The sequence below is a fragment of the Mesorhizobium newzealandense genome (assembly GCF_042682145.1).
Classification (GTDB): Bacteria; Pseudomonadota; Alphaproteobacteria; order Rhizobiales; family Rhizobiaceae; genus Mesorhizobium; species Mesorhizobium newzealandense.
Genome location: NZ_JBHUGZ010000017.1, coordinates 639484 through 660280, shown reverse-complemented (window position 1 = coordinate 660280; position 20797 = coordinate 639484). Strand labels below are relative to the sequence as shown.

Annotated in this window: 22 protein-coding genes; 4 read left to right on the top strand and 18 right to left on the bottom strand. The window is 63.3% G+C overall.

The features are described from left to right. Positions 1 to 24 precede the first annotated feature (24 nt). Complete coding sequence (locus ACFSOZ_RS27485; RefSeq protein WP_150832139.1) at positions 25 to 912, bottom strand: sugar phosphate isomerase/epimerase family protein; 888 nt, start codon at positions 910 to 912, stop codon at positions 25 to 27. 399 nt (positions 913 to 1311) lie between these two features. On the opposite strand from ACFSOZ_RS27485, the gene ACFSOZ_RS27480 reads away from it, so the two are divergent. The 3 genes from ACFSOZ_RS27480 to ACFSOZ_RS27470 all read left to right on the top strand — a co-directional run bounded on the left by ACFSOZ_RS27480 (position 1312) and on the right by ACFSOZ_RS27470 (position 4569). Continuing rightward, complete coding sequence (locus ACFSOZ_RS27480; protein ID WP_379103138.1) at positions 1312 to 2367, top strand: sugar phosphate isomerase/epimerase family protein; 1056 nt, start codon at positions 1312 to 1314, stop codon at positions 2365 to 2367. 124 nt (positions 2368 to 2491) lie between these two features. Further along, a complete protein-coding gene (locus ACFSOZ_RS27475; RefSeq protein ID WP_379103136.1) occupies positions 2492 to 3679 on the top strand; it encodes a Gfo/Idh/MocA family protein in 1188 nt (395 codons plus the stop codon). Between the two features lie 38 nt (positions 3680 to 3717). Beyond that, a complete protein-coding gene (locus tag ACFSOZ_RS27470) occupies positions 3718 to 4569 on the top strand; it encodes a sugar phosphate isomerase/epimerase family protein (protein WP_379103134.1) in 852 nt (283 codons plus the stop codon). Positions 4570 to 4634: 65 nt separating this feature from the next. On the opposite strand, the gene phnE (ACFSOZ_RS27465) is transcribed toward ACFSOZ_RS27470, so the two are convergent. The 14 genes from phnE (ACFSOZ_RS27465) to phnG form a co-directional block, all read right to left on the bottom strand. After that, positions 4635 to 6002: a phosphonate ABC transporter, permease protein PhnE gene (gene phnE, locus ACFSOZ_RS27465; protein WP_379103132.1), complete on the bottom strand. Its 1368-nt coding sequence runs from the start codon at positions 6000 to 6002 to the stop codon at positions 4635 to 4637. 3 nt (positions 6003 to 6005) lie between these two features. Then, positions 6006 to 6962, bottom strand: a complete 957-nt coding sequence (phnE, locus tag ACFSOZ_RS27460; protein ID WP_379103130.1) for a phosphonate ABC transporter, permease protein PhnE — start codon at positions 6960 to 6962, stop codon at positions 6006 to 6008. 56 nt (positions 6963 to 7018) lie between these two features. Continuing rightward, positions 7019 to 7927 (bottom strand): phosphonate ABC transporter substrate-binding protein, encoded by a 909-nt coding sequence (gene phnD / locus ACFSOZ_RS27455; protein ID WP_379103127.1) that lies wholly within the window; start codon positions 7925 to 7927, stop codon positions 7019 to 7021. 92 nt (positions 7928 to 8019) lie between these two features. Then, positions 8020 to 8868, bottom strand: coding sequence for a phosphonate ABC transporter ATP-binding protein (phnC, locus tag ACFSOZ_RS27450; protein ID WP_379103125.1), 849 nt, complete (start codon positions 8866 to 8868; stop codon positions 8020 to 8022). A gap of 133 nt (positions 8869 to 9001) precedes the next feature. Then, complete coding sequence (locus ACFSOZ_RS27445; RefSeq protein ID WP_379103122.1) at positions 9002 to 9712, bottom strand: DUF1868 domain-containing protein; 711 nt, start codon at positions 9710 to 9712, stop codon at positions 9002 to 9004. Positions 9713 to 9863: 151 nt separating this feature from the next. Further along, complete coding sequence (locus tag ACFSOZ_RS27440; RefSeq protein ID WP_379103259.1) at positions 9864 to 10469, bottom strand: DapH/DapD/GlmU-related protein; 606 nt, start codon at positions 10467 to 10469, stop codon at positions 9864 to 9866. Positions 10470 to 10478: 9 nt separating this feature from the next. Next, positions 10479 to 11186, bottom strand: a complete 708-nt coding sequence (gene phnL, locus ACFSOZ_RS27435) for a phosphonate C-P lyase system protein PhnL (protein ID WP_379103119.1) — start codon at positions 11184 to 11186, stop codon at positions 10479 to 10481. A gap of 2 nt (positions 11187 to 11188) precedes the next feature. Next, complete coding sequence (gene phnK / locus ACFSOZ_RS27430) at positions 11189 to 11965, bottom strand: phosphonate C-P lyase system protein PhnK (protein WP_379103117.1); 777 nt, start codon at positions 11963 to 11965, stop codon at positions 11189 to 11191. Further along, a complete protein-coding gene (locus tag ACFSOZ_RS27425; RefSeq protein ID WP_379103115.1) occupies positions 11962 to 12408 on the bottom strand; it encodes a hypothetical protein in 447 nt (148 codons plus the stop codon). Before ACFSOZ_RS27425 ends, phnK begins: the two co-directional genes overlap by 4 nt. Next, positions 12408 to 13286, bottom strand: coding sequence for an alpha-D-ribose 1-methylphosphonate 5-phosphate C-P-lyase PhnJ (locus tag ACFSOZ_RS27420; protein ID WP_379103114.1), 879 nt, complete (start codon positions 13284 to 13286; stop codon positions 12408 to 12410). The genes ACFSOZ_RS27425 and ACFSOZ_RS27420 overlap by 1 nt, the downstream gene beginning before the upstream one ends. A 268-nt stretch (positions 13287 to 13554) precedes the next feature. After that, positions 13555 to 13974 carry a FosX/FosE/FosI family fosfomycin resistance hydrolase gene (gene fosX / locus ACFSOZ_RS27415; protein WP_379103112.1) on the bottom strand — a complete coding sequence of 140 codons (420 nt, stop codon included), beginning with the start codon at positions 13972 to 13974 and terminating at the stop codon, positions 13555 to 13557. Then, positions 13971 to 15083, bottom strand: a complete 1113-nt coding sequence (locus ACFSOZ_RS27410; protein ID WP_379103110.1) for a carbon-phosphorus lyase complex subunit — start codon at positions 15081 to 15083, stop codon at positions 13971 to 13973. Before ACFSOZ_RS27410 ends, fosX begins: the two co-directional genes overlap by 4 nt. A 3-nt stretch (positions 15084 to 15086) precedes the next feature. Beyond that, entirely contained in the window at positions 15087 to 15698 is a 612-nt protein-coding gene (gene phnH, locus ACFSOZ_RS27405; RefSeq protein ID WP_379103108.1) for a phosphonate C-P lyase system protein PhnH, read from the bottom strand. Then, a complete protein-coding gene (phnG, locus tag ACFSOZ_RS27400) occupies positions 15698 to 16159 on the bottom strand; it encodes a phosphonate C-P lyase system protein PhnG (protein WP_379103106.1) in 462 nt (153 codons plus the stop codon). Before phnG ends, phnH begins: the two co-directional genes overlap by 1 nt. A 120-nt stretch (positions 16160 to 16279) precedes the next feature. Between phnG and phnF the strand changes: the two genes are divergently transcribed. Further along, positions 16280 to 17029 (top strand): phosphonate metabolism transcriptional regulator PhnF, encoded by a 750-nt coding sequence (gene phnF, locus ACFSOZ_RS27395; RefSeq protein WP_379103104.1) that lies wholly within the window; start codon positions 16280 to 16282, stop codon positions 17027 to 17029. Between the two features lie 101 nt (positions 17030 to 17130). On the opposite strand, the gene ACFSOZ_RS27390 is transcribed toward phnF, so the two are convergent. The 3 genes from ACFSOZ_RS27390 to ACFSOZ_RS27380 all read right to left on the bottom strand — a co-directional run bounded on the left by ACFSOZ_RS27390 (position 17131) and on the right by ACFSOZ_RS27380 (position 20733). Further along, on the bottom strand, positions 17131 to 18147 hold the full coding sequence (locus ACFSOZ_RS27390) for a zinc-binding alcohol dehydrogenase family protein (RefSeq protein WP_379103101.1): 1017 nt from the start codon (positions 18145 to 18147) through the stop codon (positions 17131 to 17133). A gap of 70 nt (positions 18148 to 18217) precedes the next feature. After that, positions 18218 to 19183: an ABC transporter permease gene (locus ACFSOZ_RS27385; RefSeq protein WP_379103100.1), complete on the bottom strand. Its 966-nt coding sequence runs from the start codon at positions 19181 to 19183 to the stop codon at positions 18218 to 18220. Next, positions 19180 to 20733: a sugar ABC transporter ATP-binding protein gene (locus ACFSOZ_RS27380; protein WP_379103098.1), complete on the bottom strand. Its 1554-nt coding sequence runs from the start codon at positions 20731 to 20733 to the stop codon at positions 19180 to 19182. The genes ACFSOZ_RS27385 and ACFSOZ_RS27380 overlap by 4 nt, the downstream gene beginning before the upstream one ends. Between the last annotated feature and the right edge of the window lie 64 nt (positions 20734 to 20797).

Sequence of the window (20797 nt, the reverse complement as noted above, 5' to 3'; positions counted from 1 at the left end):
GACAAATTCCCAACAGGCGGTCGACTACTTGATCAGCGGCAGCAACGTTTCGGCGGTGATGCGCATCTGATCGGTGTAGAATTTTTCCGTCAGCACGCTGGAGCCGTGATCCTGGATGAACTTCAGCTGTTCGGGCGAGATGTCGACCGGGTGGCGCTCGACCATGTCGGGATAGGGTGCGGCCGGCGTGCGGTCGACGGGTGCCACGAACTCGTTGGTCAGCGCGCCGTCGTAACCGACCTCTTTCAGCGTGGCGACGATCCTTGGCCAGTCGATCTGGCCGAGGCCGGCGGCGAAGCGGTTGTTGTCGGCGACATGGAAGTCGAACAGCCGCTTGCCGACCTGCCGGATCGCGTCATGGACGTTAAATTCCTCCATGTGGATGTGATAGGCGTCGAGGCAGACGCCGCATTCGGGGCTGACCGCGTCAGCCAATGCCAGGGCCTGGGCGCCACGATTGAACAGATAGGTTTCGAAACGATTGAGCGGCTCGACGGCGATCTTGACGCCGACTTTCTTGGCATGGGTAAAGCATTCACGGGTTGCGTCGACAACCCATTTCCACTCCTCCTCCTCGGTGCCGTCGGGCACCACCTTGCCGACGGTCGCCGGAACCAGCGTGATGATCTCGCCATCGAGTTCGCTGACCATTGTCAGCACGTCCTTGACGTACTGCACCGAGCGCTCGCGCTGGCCCTGGTTCTTGGCGGCGAGGTTGCGCTCGCCCAGCATCAGCGTCACCGCGCCCCAGCAGCGGATGCCATGCTCCTTCAGCAGGGCCCGCGTCTCCTTGGTCTTGTACTGCTCGGGCTCGCCGGAAATCTCGATCGACTCATAGCCGAATTTCTTGATGCGCTTGAGCGTCGTCTCCAATGGTTCCGCCCGCATCCAGTTGTGCGTCGAAAGATGCATAGTCTGTCCTTCCCAAATTCGTCTTTATGGTTCGCCTGCGACATGCATCGCCAAAGGCGACGCAAGGGTTCCTCCCCAAGGCATCCCCAGCCTTTTCTCGCAAACTGGTTCGACCAATTGGGCCTGGAGCGAGGTCTACAGCAATTTGTTCTGAACGGCAAGAAGTGTGGGAATGCTACTTTCCGCCCAGATCATTTCATTGATTATATTGAGATATATATCCCTCTTTCATATGCCCGAAGGGCTCATGCGGCGCATCGCGAGGCTTGACCAAATCCTTGCATTTGGTAATACCAGAATGGCGGCGCGCACAAGCGTCCGGTGCGAAAAGACCAAAGTGGCTGGCCCTGCTTCCAATCGGCGCTATGCTCGGTCGCGAGAACAATGAGGAGGATGCCGATGCCGACGACAATGAAGGGCCCTGGACTGTTTCTGGCGCAGTTCGCGGGCGACGCGGCGCCGTTCAATTCACTGGCGTCGATCACCAAATGGGCGGCCGGTCTCGGCTACAAGGGCGTGCAGATCCCGACCTGGGACGCGCGCCTGTTCGATCTCAAGAAGGCGGCCTCTTCCAAGACCTATTGCGACGAGGTCAAAGGCATCTGCGCTGACGCCGGTGTCGAGATTACCGAACTGTCGACGCATCTGCAGGGGCAATTGGTGGCGGTGCATCCGGCCTATGATGCGCAGTTCGACGGCTTTGCGCCGGCTTCGGTGCACAACAATCCCAAGGCGCGGCAGAAATGGGCAGTCGAACAGATGAAGTTCGGCGCCAAGGCCTCGAAGAACCTTGGCCTCAAGGCCTCGGTGAGCTTCTCCGGAGCGCTGGCCTTCCCGTACCTCTATCCCTGGCCACAGCGGCCGGCCGGACTGATCGAGGAAGCGTTCGCCGAATTGGGCAAGCGCTGGAAGCCGATCCTCGATGTCTATGAGGACAATGGCGTCGATGTCGGCTACGAGATCCACCCCGGCGAGGACGTGTTCGACGGCGCCACCTTCGAGATGTTCCTCGACGCGGTCGGCGGCCACAGACGCTGCAACATCAATTACGATCCGTCGCACTTCCTTCTGCAGCAGCTCGACTATCTCGAATTCATCGACATCTATCACGAGCGCATCAAGGCGTTCCACGTCAAGGACGCCGAGTTCAATCCTACCGGCCGACAGGGCGTTTATTCCGGCTATCAAAGCTGGACCAATCGCGCCGGCCGCTTCCGCTCGCTCGGCGATGGACAGGTGGATTTCGGCGGCATCTTTTCCAAGCTGACCCAGTACGATTATGATTCCTGGGCGGTGCTGGAATGGGAATGCTGCCTGAAGCACCCCGAAGACGGTGCGGCAGAGGGCGCGCCGTTCATCCAGCATCACATCATCCGGGTGACGGAAAAGGCATTCGACGACTTTGCCGGCGGCGCCACAGACAAGAAAGTGCTGCGCGGCATGATGGGAATATAACGCGGCTTTCCTCCCCTTGATGGAGGCTGGTCCGAAAGGTACCTCTACGACCCCATCCCGATCCGCTGCGCGGATCGCCCCTCCTTCAAGGCGGAGGGCCATTTCAGACACGAGGAGAAGAAACATGGTCGGCGCATCGAAGTCGGAAACGGGAGGCGGCCCGATCCGCTACGGCATGGTCGGCGGCGGGCAAGGCGCCTTCATCGGCGCGGTGCACCGGATCGCGGCGCGCATCGACAATGATTTCGTGCTGGTCGCCGGTGCGCTGTCCTCCGATCCGGCACGCGCCAAGGCCTCGGCCGCCGAACTCGGGCTCGACCCGGATCGCAGCTACGCCTCCTACGCGGAGATGGCCAAGGCCGAAGCGAAACGCCCCGACGGTATCGAGGCGGTGGCCATCGTCACCCCCAACAATGTGCATGTGCCCGCAGCAAAGGCCTTCCTCGAGGCCGGCATCCACGTCATCTGCGACAAGCCGCTGGCGACGACACTTGCCGAAGCCAAGAAGCTTGCCGCCGTGGTCGAGAAGACCGGCAAGGTGTTCGTGCTCACCCACAACTACACGGCCTATCCGATGATCAGGCAGGCGCGCGAGATGGTGGCCAAGGGCGTGCTCGGCGACATCCGCATCGTGCAATCCGAGTATCCACAGGACTGGCTGACCGAAGACCTCGCCGCCACCGGCCAGAAGCAGGCGTCGTGGCGCGGCGATCCAAAACAGGCAGGCGCCGGCGGCGCGCTCGGCGACATCGGCACGCATGCCTACAATCTGGCGCGCTTCGTCTCGGGACTGGAGCTCGATTCCCTGTCGGCCGATCTCGACGCCTTCGTGCCGGGTCGGTTGCTCGACGACAATGTCAACGTCATGCTGCGCTTCAAGCCGGCCGGCAAGACGCACCCGGCCAAGGGCATGATCTGGGCCAGCCAGGTGGCGCCGGGCCATGAGAACGGGCTGAAGCTGCGCATCTATGGCTCGAAGGGCGGGCTGGAATGGGTACAGGCCGACCCGAACTATCTCTGGTACACGCCGTTCGGCCAACCGAAGCAGTTGATCACCCGCAACGGCGCCGGCGCGCTGCCGGTGGCGGGGCGTGTCAGCCGCGTGCCGTCGGGCCATCCCGAAGGCTATCTCGAAGGTTTCGCCAACATCTACCAGGAGGCCGCGCGTGCCATCCGCGCAGCCCGCAAGAAGGGCGGCAAGCCGGGCAGGGATGTCGTCTTCCCGACCATTCAGGACGGCGTCGAGGGCATGGCCTTCATCGAGGCCTGCGTGAAGTCGTCGAAGAAGAATGGAGCCTGGACGAAGCTTTAGGCTGAATGGATCTGGGGGGATCAAGGGGAGGGGCGTCGATGAAAATCGGCATGTGCATGTTCTTGTGGACGACGGCGGTGTCGAAGAAACACGAGCCGTTGCTCCGCGACATCAAGGCAACCGGTTTCGATGGCGTTGAGATACCGATCTTCGCCGGCACCCCCGACGACTACAAGAAGTTGGGTGAGTTGCTCGATCGCATCGGGCTCGGGCGCACCGCTGTCTCGGCGATGGGCGATCCGGCGATGAACCTGATCGCGGCCGACGCCGCGACCCGCAAGGCCGGCATCGACTACATGAAATGGGCAATCGACTGTGCCGATGCGCTTGGCGCCAGCACGCTGAGCGGGCCGCTGCATTCGACGCTAGGCGCCTTTTCCGGCTCCGGGCCGACAGCTGCCGAGAAGAAGCGCTCGGTCGCTTCGCAACGCGCGATCGGTGACCATGCCGGCAAGCAGAACGTCACCATCGGGCTCGAGGCGCTGAACCGCTTCGAGTGCTATCTTCTCAACACGATGGCGGATCTGTCGGAGCATATCGATGCCATCGACCGGCCGCACATCAAGGCGATGTACGACACTTTCCACGCCAACATCGAGGAGGCCGACCCGATCGGCGCCTATACAAAACACCGCAGGAATGTCGTCCACATCCACATCTCCGAGAACGATCGCGGCGTGCCGGGGCGCGGCAACATCCCGTGGAAGGAAACGTTCTCCGCCATCCGCAAGAGCGGCTATGACGACTGGCTGACGATCGAGGCGTTCGGCCGCTCGCTGAAGGACTTGGCGGCGGCAACCAAGGTGTGGCGCGATTTTTCCGAGAGTCCGGAAGCCGTCTACCGCGACGGCTACAGGCATATCAAGAATGGGTGGAAGAAAGCGGCATAGGGCGTGTCGATATTCAGGTGAGGCCGCTCTGACCTGAATCTCAACACCCTGAAGCGCCGGGATGGCTAACGCTGCTCGGCCTGGATCCTGTTGTAGTCGTGGATGGTCTGGCTCAGCCGGCGGCGCAGGAAGTTGGAAATGTTGTCGAAGATGAAGACGACGACCAGGATCAGCAGCACCATGTAAAAGACATTGGCCCAGTTGGAGTTGGTGCGCATCGCTTCCCACAATTTCAGGCCGATGCCGCCGGCGCCAACGGCACCGATGATGGTCGCACCCCTTGTGTTGGATTCCCACTGGTAGAGCGTCTGGCTGATGAACACCGGCACCACTTCCGGCAACACGCCGTAGCGCTGCACCAGAAGGCCATTGGCGCCGGTCGAGATGACACCCTCGGGCGGCTTGTCGTCGATGTTTTCCAGCGCCTCGGAATAGGTTTTGCCGAGCGTGCCGATCTCGGTGAAGAAGATCGCGGCACTGCCCGCCAGCGGTCCCGGGCCGAAGGCGCGGGTGAAGAACAGCGCCCAGATCAGCATGTCGATGGAGCGCATGAAGTCGAAGAAGCGCTTGAGCACCTGGTTGACCAGGCGGCTCGGCGTGATGTTGCGGGCGGCGAAGAAGGCCAGCGGGAAGGCGACGATGCCGCCAAGCATGGTACCGAGAAAGGCCATGACGATGGTCTGCAAAAGCTTGGTCCAGACGTCGCCATGCTGCCACTGGGCGTTGTTCCAGATGTTGTCGCCGGCGAGCACCAGATTGGACGTGCCCGGCTTGAGCTCTGGCCCGGACACGATCAGCGAAGCGACTTCGCTTGCCGACTTGCCGAAGAAGGGCGAGCGCGTGTCGAAGACAAAATTCGCCCAGCCGAGAAAGCGCTTGCGTATCTTGACGCGGTCGGCGGCGACGCGGACCTCGCCGGCAAAGCCCATGTCGGCGACGACCTCGTCCTCATGCGCGGTGATCCAATCGGGAACCGGGCCCGAGATCAGCGGCTTGCCGGTACCCAACGAGACCGGCACGGCCTCACCGTTGGCAATGATCGTGGCTTGTGTCTTGTCGAAGGTGACCGACTTGGCGGCGCCGTCGATCAGAATCGTCACCGAACCGTCGGCATTGGTCTTTTGCCAGTCGGGATGCGGATCCTCGCCCAGCGCGGAAAAGCGCGGGTATTTGGCGGTGATCTGTGGCTCGTCGAGGCGGAAGATCGGCTGCACGTCGTAGCTGATCCACTGGGTCAGGAACAGCGGCAGGCGCTCCCAGTGCGATTCCCGCATCACCTGCGGCAGGTTGAAGAACCACAGCGCGTAGAGGAGGTAGAGAAAGGTGCCGCCAAGCAGCAGCAGCGGCCCGAAGCGCTTGTAGAACGGTCGATGGAACACCTGCGGGAAGCGCTTCTCGATCGACTGGATTTCATCGGCGGTCATGGCAGCCATTGGCTATGCTCCCATCACGAATGCCTGCTCGCCAACCAGCTTGCGGCGCAGCCAGGCGGAGAACTGATCGACGATGAAGATCGTCGTGAACAGGAGCAGCACCAGCGCCAGCGTCTTGGCGCCGAAGCCGCGCGAAATGGACAGCTTCAACTCCTCGCCGATGCCGCCGCCGCCGACCGCGCCCATGATTGTGGAAATGCGGACGTTTATCTCGACGCGGAGCAGCGTGTAGGACATGAAATTGGGCAGCACCTGCGGCAGGCCGGCAAAGCGCACGCGCTCGAACCAGTTGGCGCCGACCGCCCTCAGGCCTTCCTCGGCGCGCATGTCGATGTTCTCGTTGATCTCGTAGAACAGCTTGCCCAATGCGCCGATCGAATGCAGGCCGATGGCGATGATGGCGGCGATCGGGCCGATCGAGACGATGGCCGCGAACAGACCGGCGATGACGATCTCTGGAAAGGCGCGCAGCAGTTCCATGAAGCGCTTGACGACAAGCCTCAATAGCGGATGCGGTGTCAGATTGCGCGCCGCGATGAAGGAAAACGGCACGGCAAAGACGAAGCCGATGAAGGTCGAGACCAAGGCCACATTCAGCGTGGTCAGCATCAGCTCGAAATATTCGGGAATATAGAAGCTGCCCCAGATGTAGGAGCGGCCGAGCGGAAAGTTGAATTCCTGGGTGCCGGTGTCATGGGGGGAGGCGATGTCGAACATCGCCCGCCAGACATCGTTCCAGTCCTTGGGGACGAGCCAGCTCAGGAAATCCAGTATGTGCGGCAGCCTGTCGAAGAAATGCCCGGCATTGGCTTCGTCGGCGAACCACATGGTGCCGCCGAGCGCGACAAGCAGCAGGCCGACACCGATGGCGGTGTAGAGCCGGCGCAAGGACGTCTGGCGACGCCAGGCGTCGGCTGCCCGGTGCGTCGCGTCTGAATGGACTGTCACGGAAAGGGTCATGATCGGGCATGCAGAAAGGGCAGCGTTTTCTCGACGCCGCCCTTGCTGATTTGCCGTTAGCCGCCGATGGCTGCCTTACGGGCTTCGACGATGACGTTGTAGAAGTCCGGCTTCACCGGGACGTAGCCGGTAAAATCGCCGCCTTCGAAGCCTTCGAAGCAAGCCTTGTCCTTCTTGGGCAGTTGCGTGAAGAAGTCGGCAAGTTTGGCGGTCATCTCGTCGCCGAGCGCGGTGCGCACGACCAGCGGGCCGTTCGGGATCAGGCCCGAGCGCCAGACTTCGACGAAGTCGTTGGCGTCGACGGCGCCCTTGGCGACTTCCTTGTGGAAGGTGCCGGAGGTGTAGCCGTCCTTGAAGTCGCCGATGCCGGAGGAATCGTCCACCGCCACGTCAACCTTGCCGTCACGCACTGCCAGAACGTTGTTCTCGTGGCCGCCGTTGAACTGGGTCGAAGCGAAGAAGGTTTCGTTCGAAGCGCCGGTGTCCTTCGGAATCTGGGTCAGCGGGATCAGATAGCCGGAGGTCGAATCCGGGTCGGCGTAGCCGAGCTTCTTGCCCTTGGCCGACTTGATGTCGGTGATGCCGGAGGACTTCAGCGCCAGGCCGATCGAATAGTAGCCGGTCGCGCCGTCGGTCTGCTGGGTGGTGAGGATCGGGGTGACCGCCTTCGGGTCCTTGAGAACGACGCTGGCATAGCCGGAGGCGCCGAGTTCGGCGAAGTCGAGCGTACCGCCGAGCAGGCCCTGGATGACGCCGTCATAGTCGGCGGCGGGGAACAGCGAGACCTTTTCGAAGCCGAATTCGGCCTTCAGATGGTCGGCGAGGCACTGGTAGTTGCGCAGCCGGTCGGTTTCGTTTTCACCGCCGAGAATGCCGACGCGGAATTCCTTCATATCGGCGGCGTGGGCCGCACTCGTCGCCATGGCGAGCACCGAAATGGCGCTGAGAACCATCTTCCTGAACATTGGACATCTCTCCTGTAGGTTCCGGCCCCGCGCCGGTAGCGTTCGTTATCTTGACGGGTGCCCTTGACGCGGGCTGGCGATCCAGGTCGCTCTCAATATCCCGGGAAAGCGGGCTCGAGCGGTCCGGCGGATGCGGCGATCTTTTGCTTGAAGGCAACGCTGGTCGAGGTGATGGCCTCGGAGATTTCGCCGCCATTGCTGTCGGCGCCATAGACGAGACGCACCGCCTCGCGGTTGAGCTCTTCCGGCGGGCCGTCGAAGACGACCTTGCCGGCAGCCATGCCGATGATGCGGTTGCAGTAGGTGCGTGCGGTGTCCAGCGTGTGAAGATTGGTGACGACGGTGATGCCTTCGCGCAGATTGATGTCCTGCAGTGAATCCATCACCACCTTGGCATTGAGTGGGTCGAGCGAGGCGATCGGCTCGTCGGCGAGGATCACCTTGGGCTGTTGCATCATGGCGCGGGCAATGGCGACGCGCTGTTGCTGGCCACCCGACAAGGTGCCGGCGGGCTGCAATGCGGTGCGGGCGATGTCGAGCCGCTCGAGTGCCGCGACCGCCTCGGCGCATTCGGCGCGGGAGAACATGCCGAACATGTTGGTGAGGGTCGAACGGTGGTTCAGCTTGCCGAGCAGCACATTGGTCAGCACGTCGAGGCGCGGCACTAGGTTGAACTGCTGGAAGATCATGGCGCAGTCGCGCTGCCAGCGCCGCAGCGGCGAACCGCGCAATTGGGAGACCTCGGCGCCGTCAAAAAAAATCGACCCCTGGCTGGGATCGATGAGACGGTTGATCATGCGTAGAAGGGTCGACTTGCCAGCACCCGAACGGCCGATAATGCCGACCATCTCACCCTGCGGGATCGAGATGTTGATGTCGCTGACGGCAGTGTTCTTGCCAAATCGTCGGGTGACACCGCGGATTTCGAGCGTGGCTGACATGGTGGTTTCCAGTCCAGTCGCGGTTGAGGGTCTGTTAGCCTTGGCTAGCGCAGCGCCATGAACCTGCGGTGTCGGATTGATGTCAGTTTTGTTACTGCCCACAGGCGCTGCGTCAGGCGCCTGTTGGCGTCGATCAGCCCAGCACAAGCAATTCCTCGAAATGCTCCATGTCCCTGAAGCTGCAGAAGGCCGGAGCCCTGATCTCGATCGCGGGAGCCTGCTGCTCGAAAAGCGCAAGAGAGTCATCGAACAGGTCCTGCCATGCTGCTGCCCTGTCATCCGCAAGACGCTGGATCTGATAGGCGAAGGTGATGTGGAAAACATAGCTGTCGTGGTCGGGATGGCGGTAGCCCAACGGCACTGCCAGTGCATCGCGCCAGGCGCGCATGATGCGCACGTCGTCGTCCGTCGCACCGGCAACGGTGAGGCCGGTCGGTACGATCTCGACCACCTTGATGTTGAACGATCCGAAGCCCTCGAAACCCTTCAGGCGTTCCAGATAGAGGCGGGTCATCGCGTCGATGCTGGTGTCGAGCGGCACGTCATGCGGCCAGTAAGGCAACCGGCGGCGATATTCGATGATGCCCTGGAACAGCGTCATGTGCAGGCTGGAGACGGGCGTGAACGCCAGCCGGTCGGCGTCGGGCATCGCCAGCATCTTCTCGCGCACCGCAAGCACCAGGGCCTCGGAGGGCGAACCGCCGACCAGATGACTGACGACCGTGTTGCCAGGCTCGATCAGGAAATTGCCTAACGTGTCGTAGCGCGTGCCGAGATGCACCGGCGGCTTCGGATTTGAGCCGGCAAAGAATCCGGCGAGCGACGGTTTGACAGAAGCAGGCATTGCGATCTCCAAGGTAAGATGGCGTCCTGCCCCGGCGCTGTGTCAGGGATATGAAACGGGCTCACCCCATGACAATGATGTGATGGATACGAGCGGTGGTTTCACCGCCAATTCCGGACGGAAAACCGTTCCACACTTTTCCTGGAATTGCTTATCCGCCGTATTTTTCCAGAAAAGCGTCAGCCTCAAGCGAACGAAAATCATCGAGCGCAGCACGCAGCCTTGCATGGTCCCAGTCCCACCAGGCAAGCGCCTGGTAGCGTTCGGCGGTGCGGCGGTCGAAACGCTCGCGGATCGTCTTGGCCGGCACGCCGCCGACGATGGTGTAAGGCGCGACATCCTTGGACACGACGGCACCGGCGCCAACCGCGGCGCCATCGCCGACGGTGACGCCGGGCAGGATGGTCGAGCCGTGACCGAGCCAGGTGTCGTGGCCGATGGTGACGCGCTTGGCGCGTCGCTGGGCGAAGAATTCGCTCTCGTGCTTGGCGTCGTCCCAATAGTCGGAGGCGCGGTAAGTGAAATGGTGCAGCGTCGGCCGCCATGTCGGGTGGTTGGTGGCGTTGATGCGCACGCTGGCTGCAATGTTGGAAAACTTGCCGATCGTCGCGCACCAGACGGCGCAGTCCTGCATCATGTAGGAATAGTCGCCGAGTTCGCTTTCCGAAACCCGGCTGCGGTCGGCGATCTCGGTCCAGCGGCCGAGCGTCGAGTTCTGTACATCCGCCGTCGGGTGTACCAGCGGCGTCTCCGACAGTTTTTTTCGTCATGCGGCGATTTTTCCGGGGGCGAAAGCGGTGACGTCGATGATGCGGTCGGCGACCGCCTCGCGCACGTCGTGGTCGTGGAAGATGCCGAGCAGGGCGACGCCCGCCGCTTTCTTGGCAGCGATGAGTTCGATCACCACGTCGCGATTCCTGGCATCGAGCGAGGCGGTCGGCTCGTCGAGCAGCAGGATCGGGTGCTCGGTGATGAAGCCGCGCGCGATGTTGACGCGCTGCTGCTCGCCGCCGGAGAAGGTTGCCGGCGGCAACGCCCAGAGTTTTTCCGGCAGGTTGAGCTGCGCCAGCAAGGCGCGTGCCTTGCCGCGCGCGCTTTCGCGCTCCTCGCCGCGCTCGACCAGCGGTTCGGCGACGACATCCAGCGCCGAGACGCGCGGCACGGTGCGCAGGAACTGGCTGACATAGCCGATGGTCTGGCGGCGTATGGCAAGCACGGTGCGCGGGCTGGCGGTAGCGAGGTCGATCAGTCCGTCGTCGTGCTTGACGATGATCTGGCCTTCGTCGACGGCATAGTTGCCGTAGAGCATCTTCAGGATCGAACTCTTGCCGGCACCGGACGGGCCGCCGAGCACGGTGCATTCGCCAGCCCTGATCGAGAACGAGACACCGGCAACGACAGGCAGTTTGATGCCGTCGCGCAGATGCATGGTGAAGCTCTTGGCGACGTCGGAGACTACAAGGGGCGTCGGCATGGTCACACCTGCAATATCGAGGAAACGAGGAGCTGGGTGTAGGGCGCGCGCGGGTCATCGAGCACGCGGTCGGTGAGACCGCTTTCGACGACGCGGCCGTCCTTCATCACCATCATGCGCTGCGACAAAAGCCGTGCCACCGCGAGGTCGTGGGTGACGACGATTGCCGCGAGACCAAGATCGGTGACCAGGCCGCGCAGCAGGTCGAGTAGCCGTGCCTGCACCGACACGTCGAGGCCGCCGGTCGGCTCATCCATGAACACCAGCCGCGGCCCGGTGACGAGGTTGCGGGCGATCTGCAGGCGCTGGCGCATGCCGCCGGAAAAGGCGCGCGGCTCGTCGTCGATGCGGTCCTCGTCGATCTCGACGCGCGACAGCCAGTCGACGGCGGTGGCGCGGATCTTGCCGTAGTGGCGGTCGCCGACCGCCATCAGCCGCTCGCCGACATTGGCGCCGGCCGAGACAGTCATGCGCAGCCCATCCGCCGGGTTCTGGTGAACAAAACCCCAGTCGGTGCGCATGAGGAAGCGGCGCTCGGCCTCGCTCATGCGGTAGAGCTCGCGGAACTGGCCGTCGCGCATGCGGTAGCTGGCGGTGCCGGAGCTCGGCAGCAGCCGGGGCGACAGGCAGTTGAGCAGTGTCGTCTTGCCGGAGCCGGACTCGCCGACCACCGCCAGAACCTCGCCCGGCCACAGGTCGAAGGAGACGTTGTCACAGCCGACGCGCGAGCCGTAGAATTTGGACAGCGCCGAGACGCGCAGCAGCGGTTCGTCGGTCATGGGCGGGATCCTGGCATGAATTCAGTGCTGTTGGCTTCGCTGTCGATCTTGCCGGCAAGGAGTGCGAGGAAGGCATTCCCGACCTCAACCAGGCCCTTTGTTTGGTAATCCAGCCCCCAGGAGTTCGTGAAACCAAGAAGGTTCATGGTGGATGCAGGGAGCTCGTCGCCATGCCGGGACAGTGCTTTGAGCAGCCTCTCGATAGCGGCGACGACGGCAGCTTTCGTTGCGGCGTCGCCTGCGGCTCCGTCGAGATGGGCGTCCATTGTTCCGACAATCTCAGTCTCTGACTGCCACAACCATTCGTCGCGCAGCAGCATAACCGGATCTGCTCGATCTGGCTTGCTTTCCAGGTTCAAAGCCAACAGTCGCAGCCAAAGGGACAGGACGGAGTCCTGCATCCAGAAGCCTTTGTCGCCAATCGCGACGAATGAGGTGCCCATTATGCCCGCTCCTCAAGATTCCTTGCTGGGCGCTCTCCGTGGCCGTCCGCACGCCGCTTCTCGCAGTGGTCGGTATCGGAGCAGGCGAACATGTGGCCGCCATGGTCGTCGAGGATGACCTCGTCGAGATAGACATTCTCGGCCGCGCACAGCGCGCAGGGCTGGTCGAAGGTCTGCACCTCGAACGGATGATCCTCGAAGTCGAGGCTGACGACCTCGGTGAACGGCGGCACCGCATAGATGCGCTTTTCGCGGCCGGCGCCGAACAGCTGCAAGGCCGGCGAGCGATGCATCTTGGGATTGTCGAATTTCGGCGTCGGCGACGGGTCCATCACGTAGCGGCCCTCGACCTTGACCGGATAGGCGTAGGTGGTGGCGATGCGGCCGTGCCTGGCGATGTCCTCGTAGAGCTTGACATGCATCAGGCCGTATTCCTCCAGCGCGTGCATCTTGCGCGTCTCGGTCTCGCGCGGTTCGAGGAAGCGCAGGGGTTCCGGGATCGGCACCTGGTAGACCAGCACCTGTCCCGCGGTCAGCGGATGCTCGGGAATGCGGTGGCGGGTCTGGATGATGGTGGCGCTGGCGGTATCAGTCGTCACCGCGACATTGGCGACCTTCTTGAAGAAGGCGCGGATCGAGACCGCGTTGGTGGTGTCGTCGGCGCCCTGGTCGATGACCTTCAAGACATCGTCGGGGCCGATGATCGAGGCGGTGACCTGGACGCCACCAGTACCCCAGCCATAGGGCATCGGCATTTCGCGTGAAGCGAACGGCACCTGATAGCCGGGAATGGCGATGCCCTTGAGGATCGCGCGGCGGATCATCCGCTTGGTCTGCTCGTCGAGATAGGCGAAGTTGTAGGTGGCGATGTCGGTCATGGCGATCACATCCACATGGTGCTATTGAAATGGCGTCCAAGACGCGGAAACAGGGCCAAACTCAGATGACCGCAACCGGATGGGTGCACCTTGGAATTCTGCTGCTGGTGTTTGCCGGCGTAGTGGCGTTTGCCCTTCGAAGAATGGTTCTTCCTGCACCGAAGGAAAGCGCACACGGCGAGACCGTTGCCGGGAGCAGTGGTGGCTATGGCGGAGGGTATGGCGGCCATTCCAGTGATGGTGGCCATGGGGGTGGCGTGCACTGATTTCATTGCGCTGCCTCCAGTCCCTTGGCGTAGCGGGCCAACCGCCCCGCGAGCGTACCGGTATGCAATTCGAACATGTGGTTGTTGTCGTCGTAGAAATAGACCGAGCGGCCTTCGCCCTCGACGCGTGGGCGCGGCGGACGCATGTCGAGCCCTAGCTTGCCGATGCGCTCGGCGTAGCGATCGAAATCGGCGTCATCGATCTTGAAGGCGATGTGGTTGTAGCTGCGCTCCGGCAGCTTCTCGCCTTCCATGACGGCGATCCAGATGTCGCCGATCATGAAGAATTTTTCACGCGACAGCGAGAATTGCCTGGCGCCGCTGTCATAGACCTCGCGCGCGTCGAAAATCCCGGCCAGGATCGCGGTCATCCGGTCGAGATCGCGGACGATGAAAGTCATGTGGGACAGGCCTTGAATCATTCCGCGGCCTCCCGCTTCTCTTCGACCTTTGCGGGATTCTCGCGGGCATCGTATTCGGCGCGCATGCGGCGCACGAGGTCGAGTTCGGCCTGGAAGTCGACATAGTGCGGCAGCTTCAGATGCTCGACGAAGCCGGTCGCCTGAACATTGTCGGAATGCGAGATGACGAACTCCTCGTCCTGCGCTGCGGCGACGACATCCTCGCCCAACTCGCTGGCGCGCAGCGCCCGGTCGCAGAGCGCCATCGCCATCGCCTTGCGCTCGCTCTGGCCAAAGACGAGGCCGTAGCCGCGAGTGAACTGCGGCGGCGCCTTGGCAGACCCCTTGAACTGGTTGACCATCTGGCATTCGGTGACCCGCACGCTGCCGAGCGGGACAGCGAAGGGCAGTTCGGGCACATCCAGCTCCAGCTCGACCTCGCCGATGCGGATCTCGCCGACGAAGGGATGGTTGCGGGCATAGCCGCGCTGGGTGGAATAACCGAGCGCCAGCAGAAAGCCCTCGTCGCCGCGTGACAGCGCCTGCAGGCGGATGTCGCGCGCCATCGGGAATTCCAGCGGCTCGCGGGTGATGTCACCGGGGACATGGTCTTGCGGCATCTCGCCATCCGGCTCGATCAGGCCTTCGCGGGCCAGGATGGCCGAGACGCGCGGCATGGCTTGCGTTTCCGTCTCGCGCTGCTGCGGCTCGGCGACATCGCCGCCGGCGGCAAGCTCGGGATCGAGCAGCCGGTGCGTATAGTCGAAGGTCGGGCCGAGCAGCTGGCCGCCGGGCAGGTCCTTGTAGGTCGCCGAAACGCGCCGCTCGACCAGCATGGTGGCGGTGTCGATCGCCTTGGAGTAGCCGAAGCGCGGCAAGGTGGTGCGATAGGCGCGCACCAGGAAGATCGCTTCGATCAGGTCGCCGCGCGCCTGGACGATGGCGAGGGCGGCCAGCTCCCGGTCGTAGAGCGAGCCTTCGCTCATCACCCGGTCAACGCCAAGCGCCAGCTGCTCGACGATCTGGTCGAGGCGAAGCGCCGGCACCGAACGGTCGCCGCGCCGGCGGTCGGCAAGCAGGCTGTGGGCGTTGGCGATTGCGGCTTCGCCACCTTTCACCGCGACATACATGCTTTAAGCCTCCATCGTCTTGATGCGCGTGGTGCGCGGCAGGCAGGCGACCCCGTCTGATGTGGCGAGGATGATGTCGACGCCGCGCGGAAAGCGCTTGATATTCTGCTTCCACTGCTCGACGAAATGACGCGGCATCTGCGCCGGCGCGATCTTGGCACTGGTTTCGATGCCGGGACCTTCGAGCAGCAGCGGGGCGCCGGAGACGAGATCACTCACCAGCAAGATCAGCGTGGTGGAGCGGTCGGGATAGTCCTGCGTGCCTTGCGAAAAGCCGTCCAGAGCCATCATCTCGGCCGGCGTGGCGATCAAAGCGAAATGGGCATCGGCCGGCGTGTTGGCGAGTGGCGCGCCAGGGTGAAAGCCAAGCCAGGATTTGATTGCGGCGGAGGCTTGCAACGCCGGGTCGAGCCACAGCGGCGTGTCATTGTCGCAAAGCGCGAGTGCTACGGCGCCGGCGGTTGCCGAGAGCGGCGCCGGCGGGCGGGCGAAGGCGGGCAGGGGCTGCACGCTGCCCGGCCGCGCCATCGCGTCCATGACGGCGCGGAACACGGTCTGGGCGTTGAAGACCGGATCGGCGAAGCCGCCCTCGATCGATCGCGCTGCGATGTCCATCAGTCTTCTCCGCGAACCATTGTGAAGAAATCCACCTTCGTTGCCGCCGTCTCGGCGCGGCGCCGTTCATGCGCCGTGGTCAGGGCAGACCGCAGCGGCGCTATGAGCCCGGTCTCGACCTCGGTGCGGCGGGCTGGGTCCTGCCACAGCGCGTCGGCGATGGCCGCCAGCCTCGCCTTCTGCTTGTCGCGGCCAAGCGCATAGCAATGGCCGACCTGTCCGGATGGCAGCCGTACTGTCGCGCGGGTGACGGTTGCCTCGCCGACATTGAAGGGGGCGCCGCCACCGCCGATGCGGCCGCGCACGGTGATCAGGCCGGTCTCGGGGCCGCGCAGCAGCTCGGCTTCGGAAGGCAATCCGGCTTCATTCCAGAGCCGGACGATGTCATCGCCGCTGGATTGCGCCAGTGTTGCCATGGCGGCCTTGCGCTCGGCCTGGTCACGAGCTTCCTGTCCTCGCATGAGCAACATTCCTCTTGTCTAAATTTGTCTATTGATATAGACAACTATACAAATTATACCTTTTATCTAACGCGAGTCCATGACGTGTGGATGACAGGGATAAACGGCTGGGGGCAATCAATGGTCGGGCAACTGGCAGCGGACAGCATCGAGCGGCGTAGCGGTGTGTCGCTGTGGCGGCAGATTGCCGACAAGATCCTGCATGCGATCGCCATCGGAGATTTCGCCGAGAATGCAGCGCTGCCGCCGGAGGTGGCACTTGCCGAACGTTATGGCGTCAACCGGCATACAGTGCGCAGCGCCATAGCAGCCCTCGTGCAGGAAGGGGTGCTGCGGGCCGAGCAAGGGCGGGGCACTTTCGTGCTGTCGCGCAAGCGGCTGTCCTATCCGATCGGCGCGCGCACACGCTTTTCGGCAGGCCTGCAAGGGCAGGCGTTGGAACGGCATACCGTCCTGCTTGCCTCGTCGGTCGAGCCGGCCAGCCATCGCGTCGCCGAGGGGCTTGGCCTTGCCAGGGGGACTGACGTGATCCGGCTGGAAACGCGCGGCGAAGCCGATGGCCGCCCGGTGTCGCGGGCTGCCGGCTGGTTCGAGGCCAGGCGCTTTGCCGGCATCGATGCCGCCATGGTGGAAACCGGCTCGATCACCGCATCGCTGGCACGCTTCGGCATCGACGATTATCTCCGGCAATCGACCATGCTGTCGGCGCGCCATGCCGATGCCGCCGACCTTGCCGATCTCGACCTCCAGCCCGGAGCCATCGTGCTGGTCACGGTCGCCGTCAACGTCACGCCCGACGGCCAGCCGATCCAGTTTTCAGAGTCACGGTTCCCGGCCGAGCGGGTCGAGCTCAAATTGTCGGCGCTTTAGGGTGTACTGAGATTCAGGGGATGCCGGCCTGACCTGAATCTCAACACACCCCTATCTTTCGGCGGCTCTGCCAAGACACCGCCGCTCGCACGAGCGTCGGGTCAGCCGACCTCGATCACGGCCTTGATCAGACCGGATTTCTCGTGTGTCCAGCGGGCGAGATCGCGTGGCGTGTCGGCCAGCGTGGTGCGGTGGGTGACGAGCTTGGCCAGGGGCACGGCGCCGTTGCGGATCGAGGCGGCGACGTGGTCGAAGTCGGCGCGCAAGGCATTGCGGCTGCCGATCAGCGTCATCTCGCGCTTGTGGAATTCCGGATCGGAAAAAGCGATGTCGTCCTTGACGACGCTGACCAGCACCAGTGTTCCGCCATGCGCGACATGGGCGAAGGCCGACTGCACCGACTGGGTGTTGCCGGTCGCGTCGAAGACCACATCGAAGCCTTCGCCGGCGGTTGCTTGCCTGACCAGATCGGGCACCGCGCCGCGCGAACCGTTGAGAGTCTGGAAGCCGAGTTCACTCGCAGCGAAGCCGAGCCTTTCGCTGCTCATGTCGAGCAGCGTCACGTCAAGCCCGGCGATGTGGGCGAAAATGGCGGTGCCGAGCCCGATCGGGCCGGCGCCGATGACCAGTGTGCGGGCGCCGGGCTGACCCTGCGCGCGCCGCACGGCATGCGCGCCGATGGCCAGGAACTCGACGGCGGCGGCGTCGGCCAGCGACAGGCCGTTGGCCGGATAGAGATTCTGTGCCGGCACAAGGATCCGTTCGCACATCGCTCCGTCGCGATGGACGCCGAGCACCTCGATCCTGACGCAGCAATTCGGCTTGCCGTGCCGGCAGGCAATGCATTTGCCGCAGGACAGATAGGGGTTGATGACGACCGGTTCGCCAATGGCGAGATCGACGCCGTCGCCAGTCTCGATCACGGTTCCCGACACTTCATGGCCCATGATGCGGGGATAGGCGAGGAACGGGTGCTTGCCTTCGAAGATATGATAGTCGGTGCCGCAGATGCCGACATGGCTGACAGCCACCAGCGCCCAGCCGGGAGCGGGCGCGTCCGGCGCGGGCCGGTCTTCCAGAACAAGATCGCCGGGCGAGCGGCAGACGACGGCTTTCATGCTTCAATCCATCTGTCATGAAATCGCCGGCCCGTCATGTGTGGCGGGCCGGCGGTCAATTGAGGTCGACTTACTTGCCCCGGCGGCGCAGCCCGTCGAAGTAGACGATAATGATGATCAGCGCGCCGGTGATGATGCGCTGCCAGAACGAGTTGACGTTGAGCAGATTGGCGCCGTTGTTGATGGTGGCGAGGATGAAGGCGCCGAGCAGCGGCCCGTGCACCGAGCCGACGGCGCCGAACAGCGAGGTGCCGCCAATCACCGACGAGGCGATCGCCTGCAGCTCCCAGCCCTCGGCCTGGGTAGGGTTGCCGATGCCGATGCGGGCGGCGAGCAGCACGCCGACGAAAGCCGCGCACAGGCCGGACAGCGTGTAGGCCATGTAGATGGTGCGCTGGACGTTGACGCCGGACAGGCGCGAGGCCTCGGCGTTGGAGCCGACCGAGAACAAATACCGGCCCCAGCGGCTGTGATGCAGGAAAATATAGGCCGGAATACCGACCAGGATGACCATCCAGAACAGGTTGGGAATGCCGATAAAGGAATTGCGTGAGAACGCCGTGAAGGTGTCGCTGTTGATGTTGATCGAGTTGCCGTTGGTCATCAAAAGCCCGATGCCGCGCAGCGAGGTCAGCGTCGCCAGGGTGATGATGAAGGGCGGCAAGCCCATCTTGACGATGCCGAAGCCGTGGAACATGCCGATGGCAACACCGACCAGCAGCGTCACCAGAATGGCGAGCCAGATGGGGAAGCCGGCGTTGATCATCATGGCGACGACGACGGTGGCGAAGCCGACCACGGCGCCGACCGACAGGTCGATGCCGCCGGTGATGATGACGAAGGTCTGGCCGACCGCCATGATGGCGATCATCGAACCCTGGCGCAAAAGATTGGCGATGTTGTTGCCCGAGGCGAAGCTTGGCGTGGCCACGGAAAGCACGATCCACAGCAGAACCAGCAGCGCGAGAAGCGTCAGCCCAAACAGGACGTTATAGTTGCGCTTCGGTTTCTCGACAGCAATCGCCTCGGTGCTCATATCTGTCCTCCCAGCTTTTCTTGTTTCTCGGCGAGCGCCTGCGTCAACACGTCTTCGTGGCTGGCGGCGCGAAAGCCATGGCTTGCCACCAGTTTGCCGCGCCGGAACACATGCAGCGTGTCGGCGAGCTCATAGACTTCCGGCAGATAGGACGAGATCAGGATGATGCCGGCGCCCTTCGACAACAGCGCGCCGAACAGTCGGTAGATCTCGGCCTTGGTGCCGACATCGACGCCAACCGTCGGCTCGTCGAAGATGAACAGCTTGGCGCCATGCGCCAGCCATTTGCCGATGACGATCTTCTGCTGGTTGCCGCCCGACAGGCTGGAAGCCAGCGCGCTCCGCGTCGGTGTCTTGATGCGAAGATCGGCGATCTGGCGATCGGCTTGCGTCTTCTCCTGCGCACTCGAAATCAGCAAATTGTTCGAGATGCGCTTGTAGATCGGCAGGTTGAGATTGAGGCCGACCGGCAGGTTGAGGCAGAGACCCTGGTCACGGCGGCTTTCCGGCGCCAGCGCCATGCCGAGCTTGATCGCGTCGTGCTCGGAATTGATCTGGACGTCCTTGCCTTCCCAGAGTACCTGGCCGGCCGATTTGCGGTGGCGGCCGTAAAGCGTGGTGACGAATTCGCTGCGCCCGGCGCCGATCAGGCCGTAGAGTCCGACGATCTCGCCGGCGCGGACCGTCATCGAGACATTTTCAAACCCCTTGCCCGACAGGTTGCGTGCTTCGATGATCGCTGCACCCGGGGTGAAGTGCTCCTTGTGGTAGACCTGCTCGATCGAGCGGTTGATCATCATCTTGACCAGCTCGGCGTCGTTGGTCTCGGCGATGTTGCGGGTGCCGACCAGCGTGCCGTCGCGCAGCACGGAAACACGGTCGGCAAGCTCGAAGACTTCCTCCATGCGGTGGCTGATGTAGATGATCGTCACGCCCTCGGTCTTCAGCCGGCGGATCAGGGTGAAAAGCTGGTAGGCCTCCTTGCGGGTCAGGTAGGCGGTCGGCTCGTCGAAGATCAGGAATTTGGTGCCGCGCACGGTGGCGCGGGCGGCAGCAATCAGCTGCTGCTGGCCGATGGTCAGATCGCCCAGCGTGACATGCGCCGGCAGGTCGAAGCCGAGATCATCGATGATCTTCTGCGCCTCCTTGACCATGGCCCGCTGCTGAAGGATGCCGAAGCGCGAATTCTCCTCGCCGAGGAACATGTTGGCGGCGACCGTCAGATGACGGCAGAGCACGACCTCCTGGTGCACGGCATTGATGCCGAGCGCCATTGCCTCATGCGGCGTCGCCAAGGCTGCCGGCTGGCCCTCCCAGATCACTTCTCCGGAGGTGCGCGGCATGACGCCGGTCAGAAGCTTGATGAGCGTCGATTTGCCGGCGCCGTTCTCGCCGACGATGGCGTGGATCTCGCCGGACTTGAAGGCGAGGTTGACCGGCTTCAGCGCGTGGGTACCGGGATAGCGCTTCTCCAGCCCGCGCAATTCGAGGATGGTCCGCCCTGGCTCCAGCACGGGAGCGGGATGCAGTTCCTGCGCCGTCGACGTCATGACAATCCTCCCAGATCGGTCTCACGATTGGCACGCGGCGAGGCAAGGATATGCCCCGGAAAAC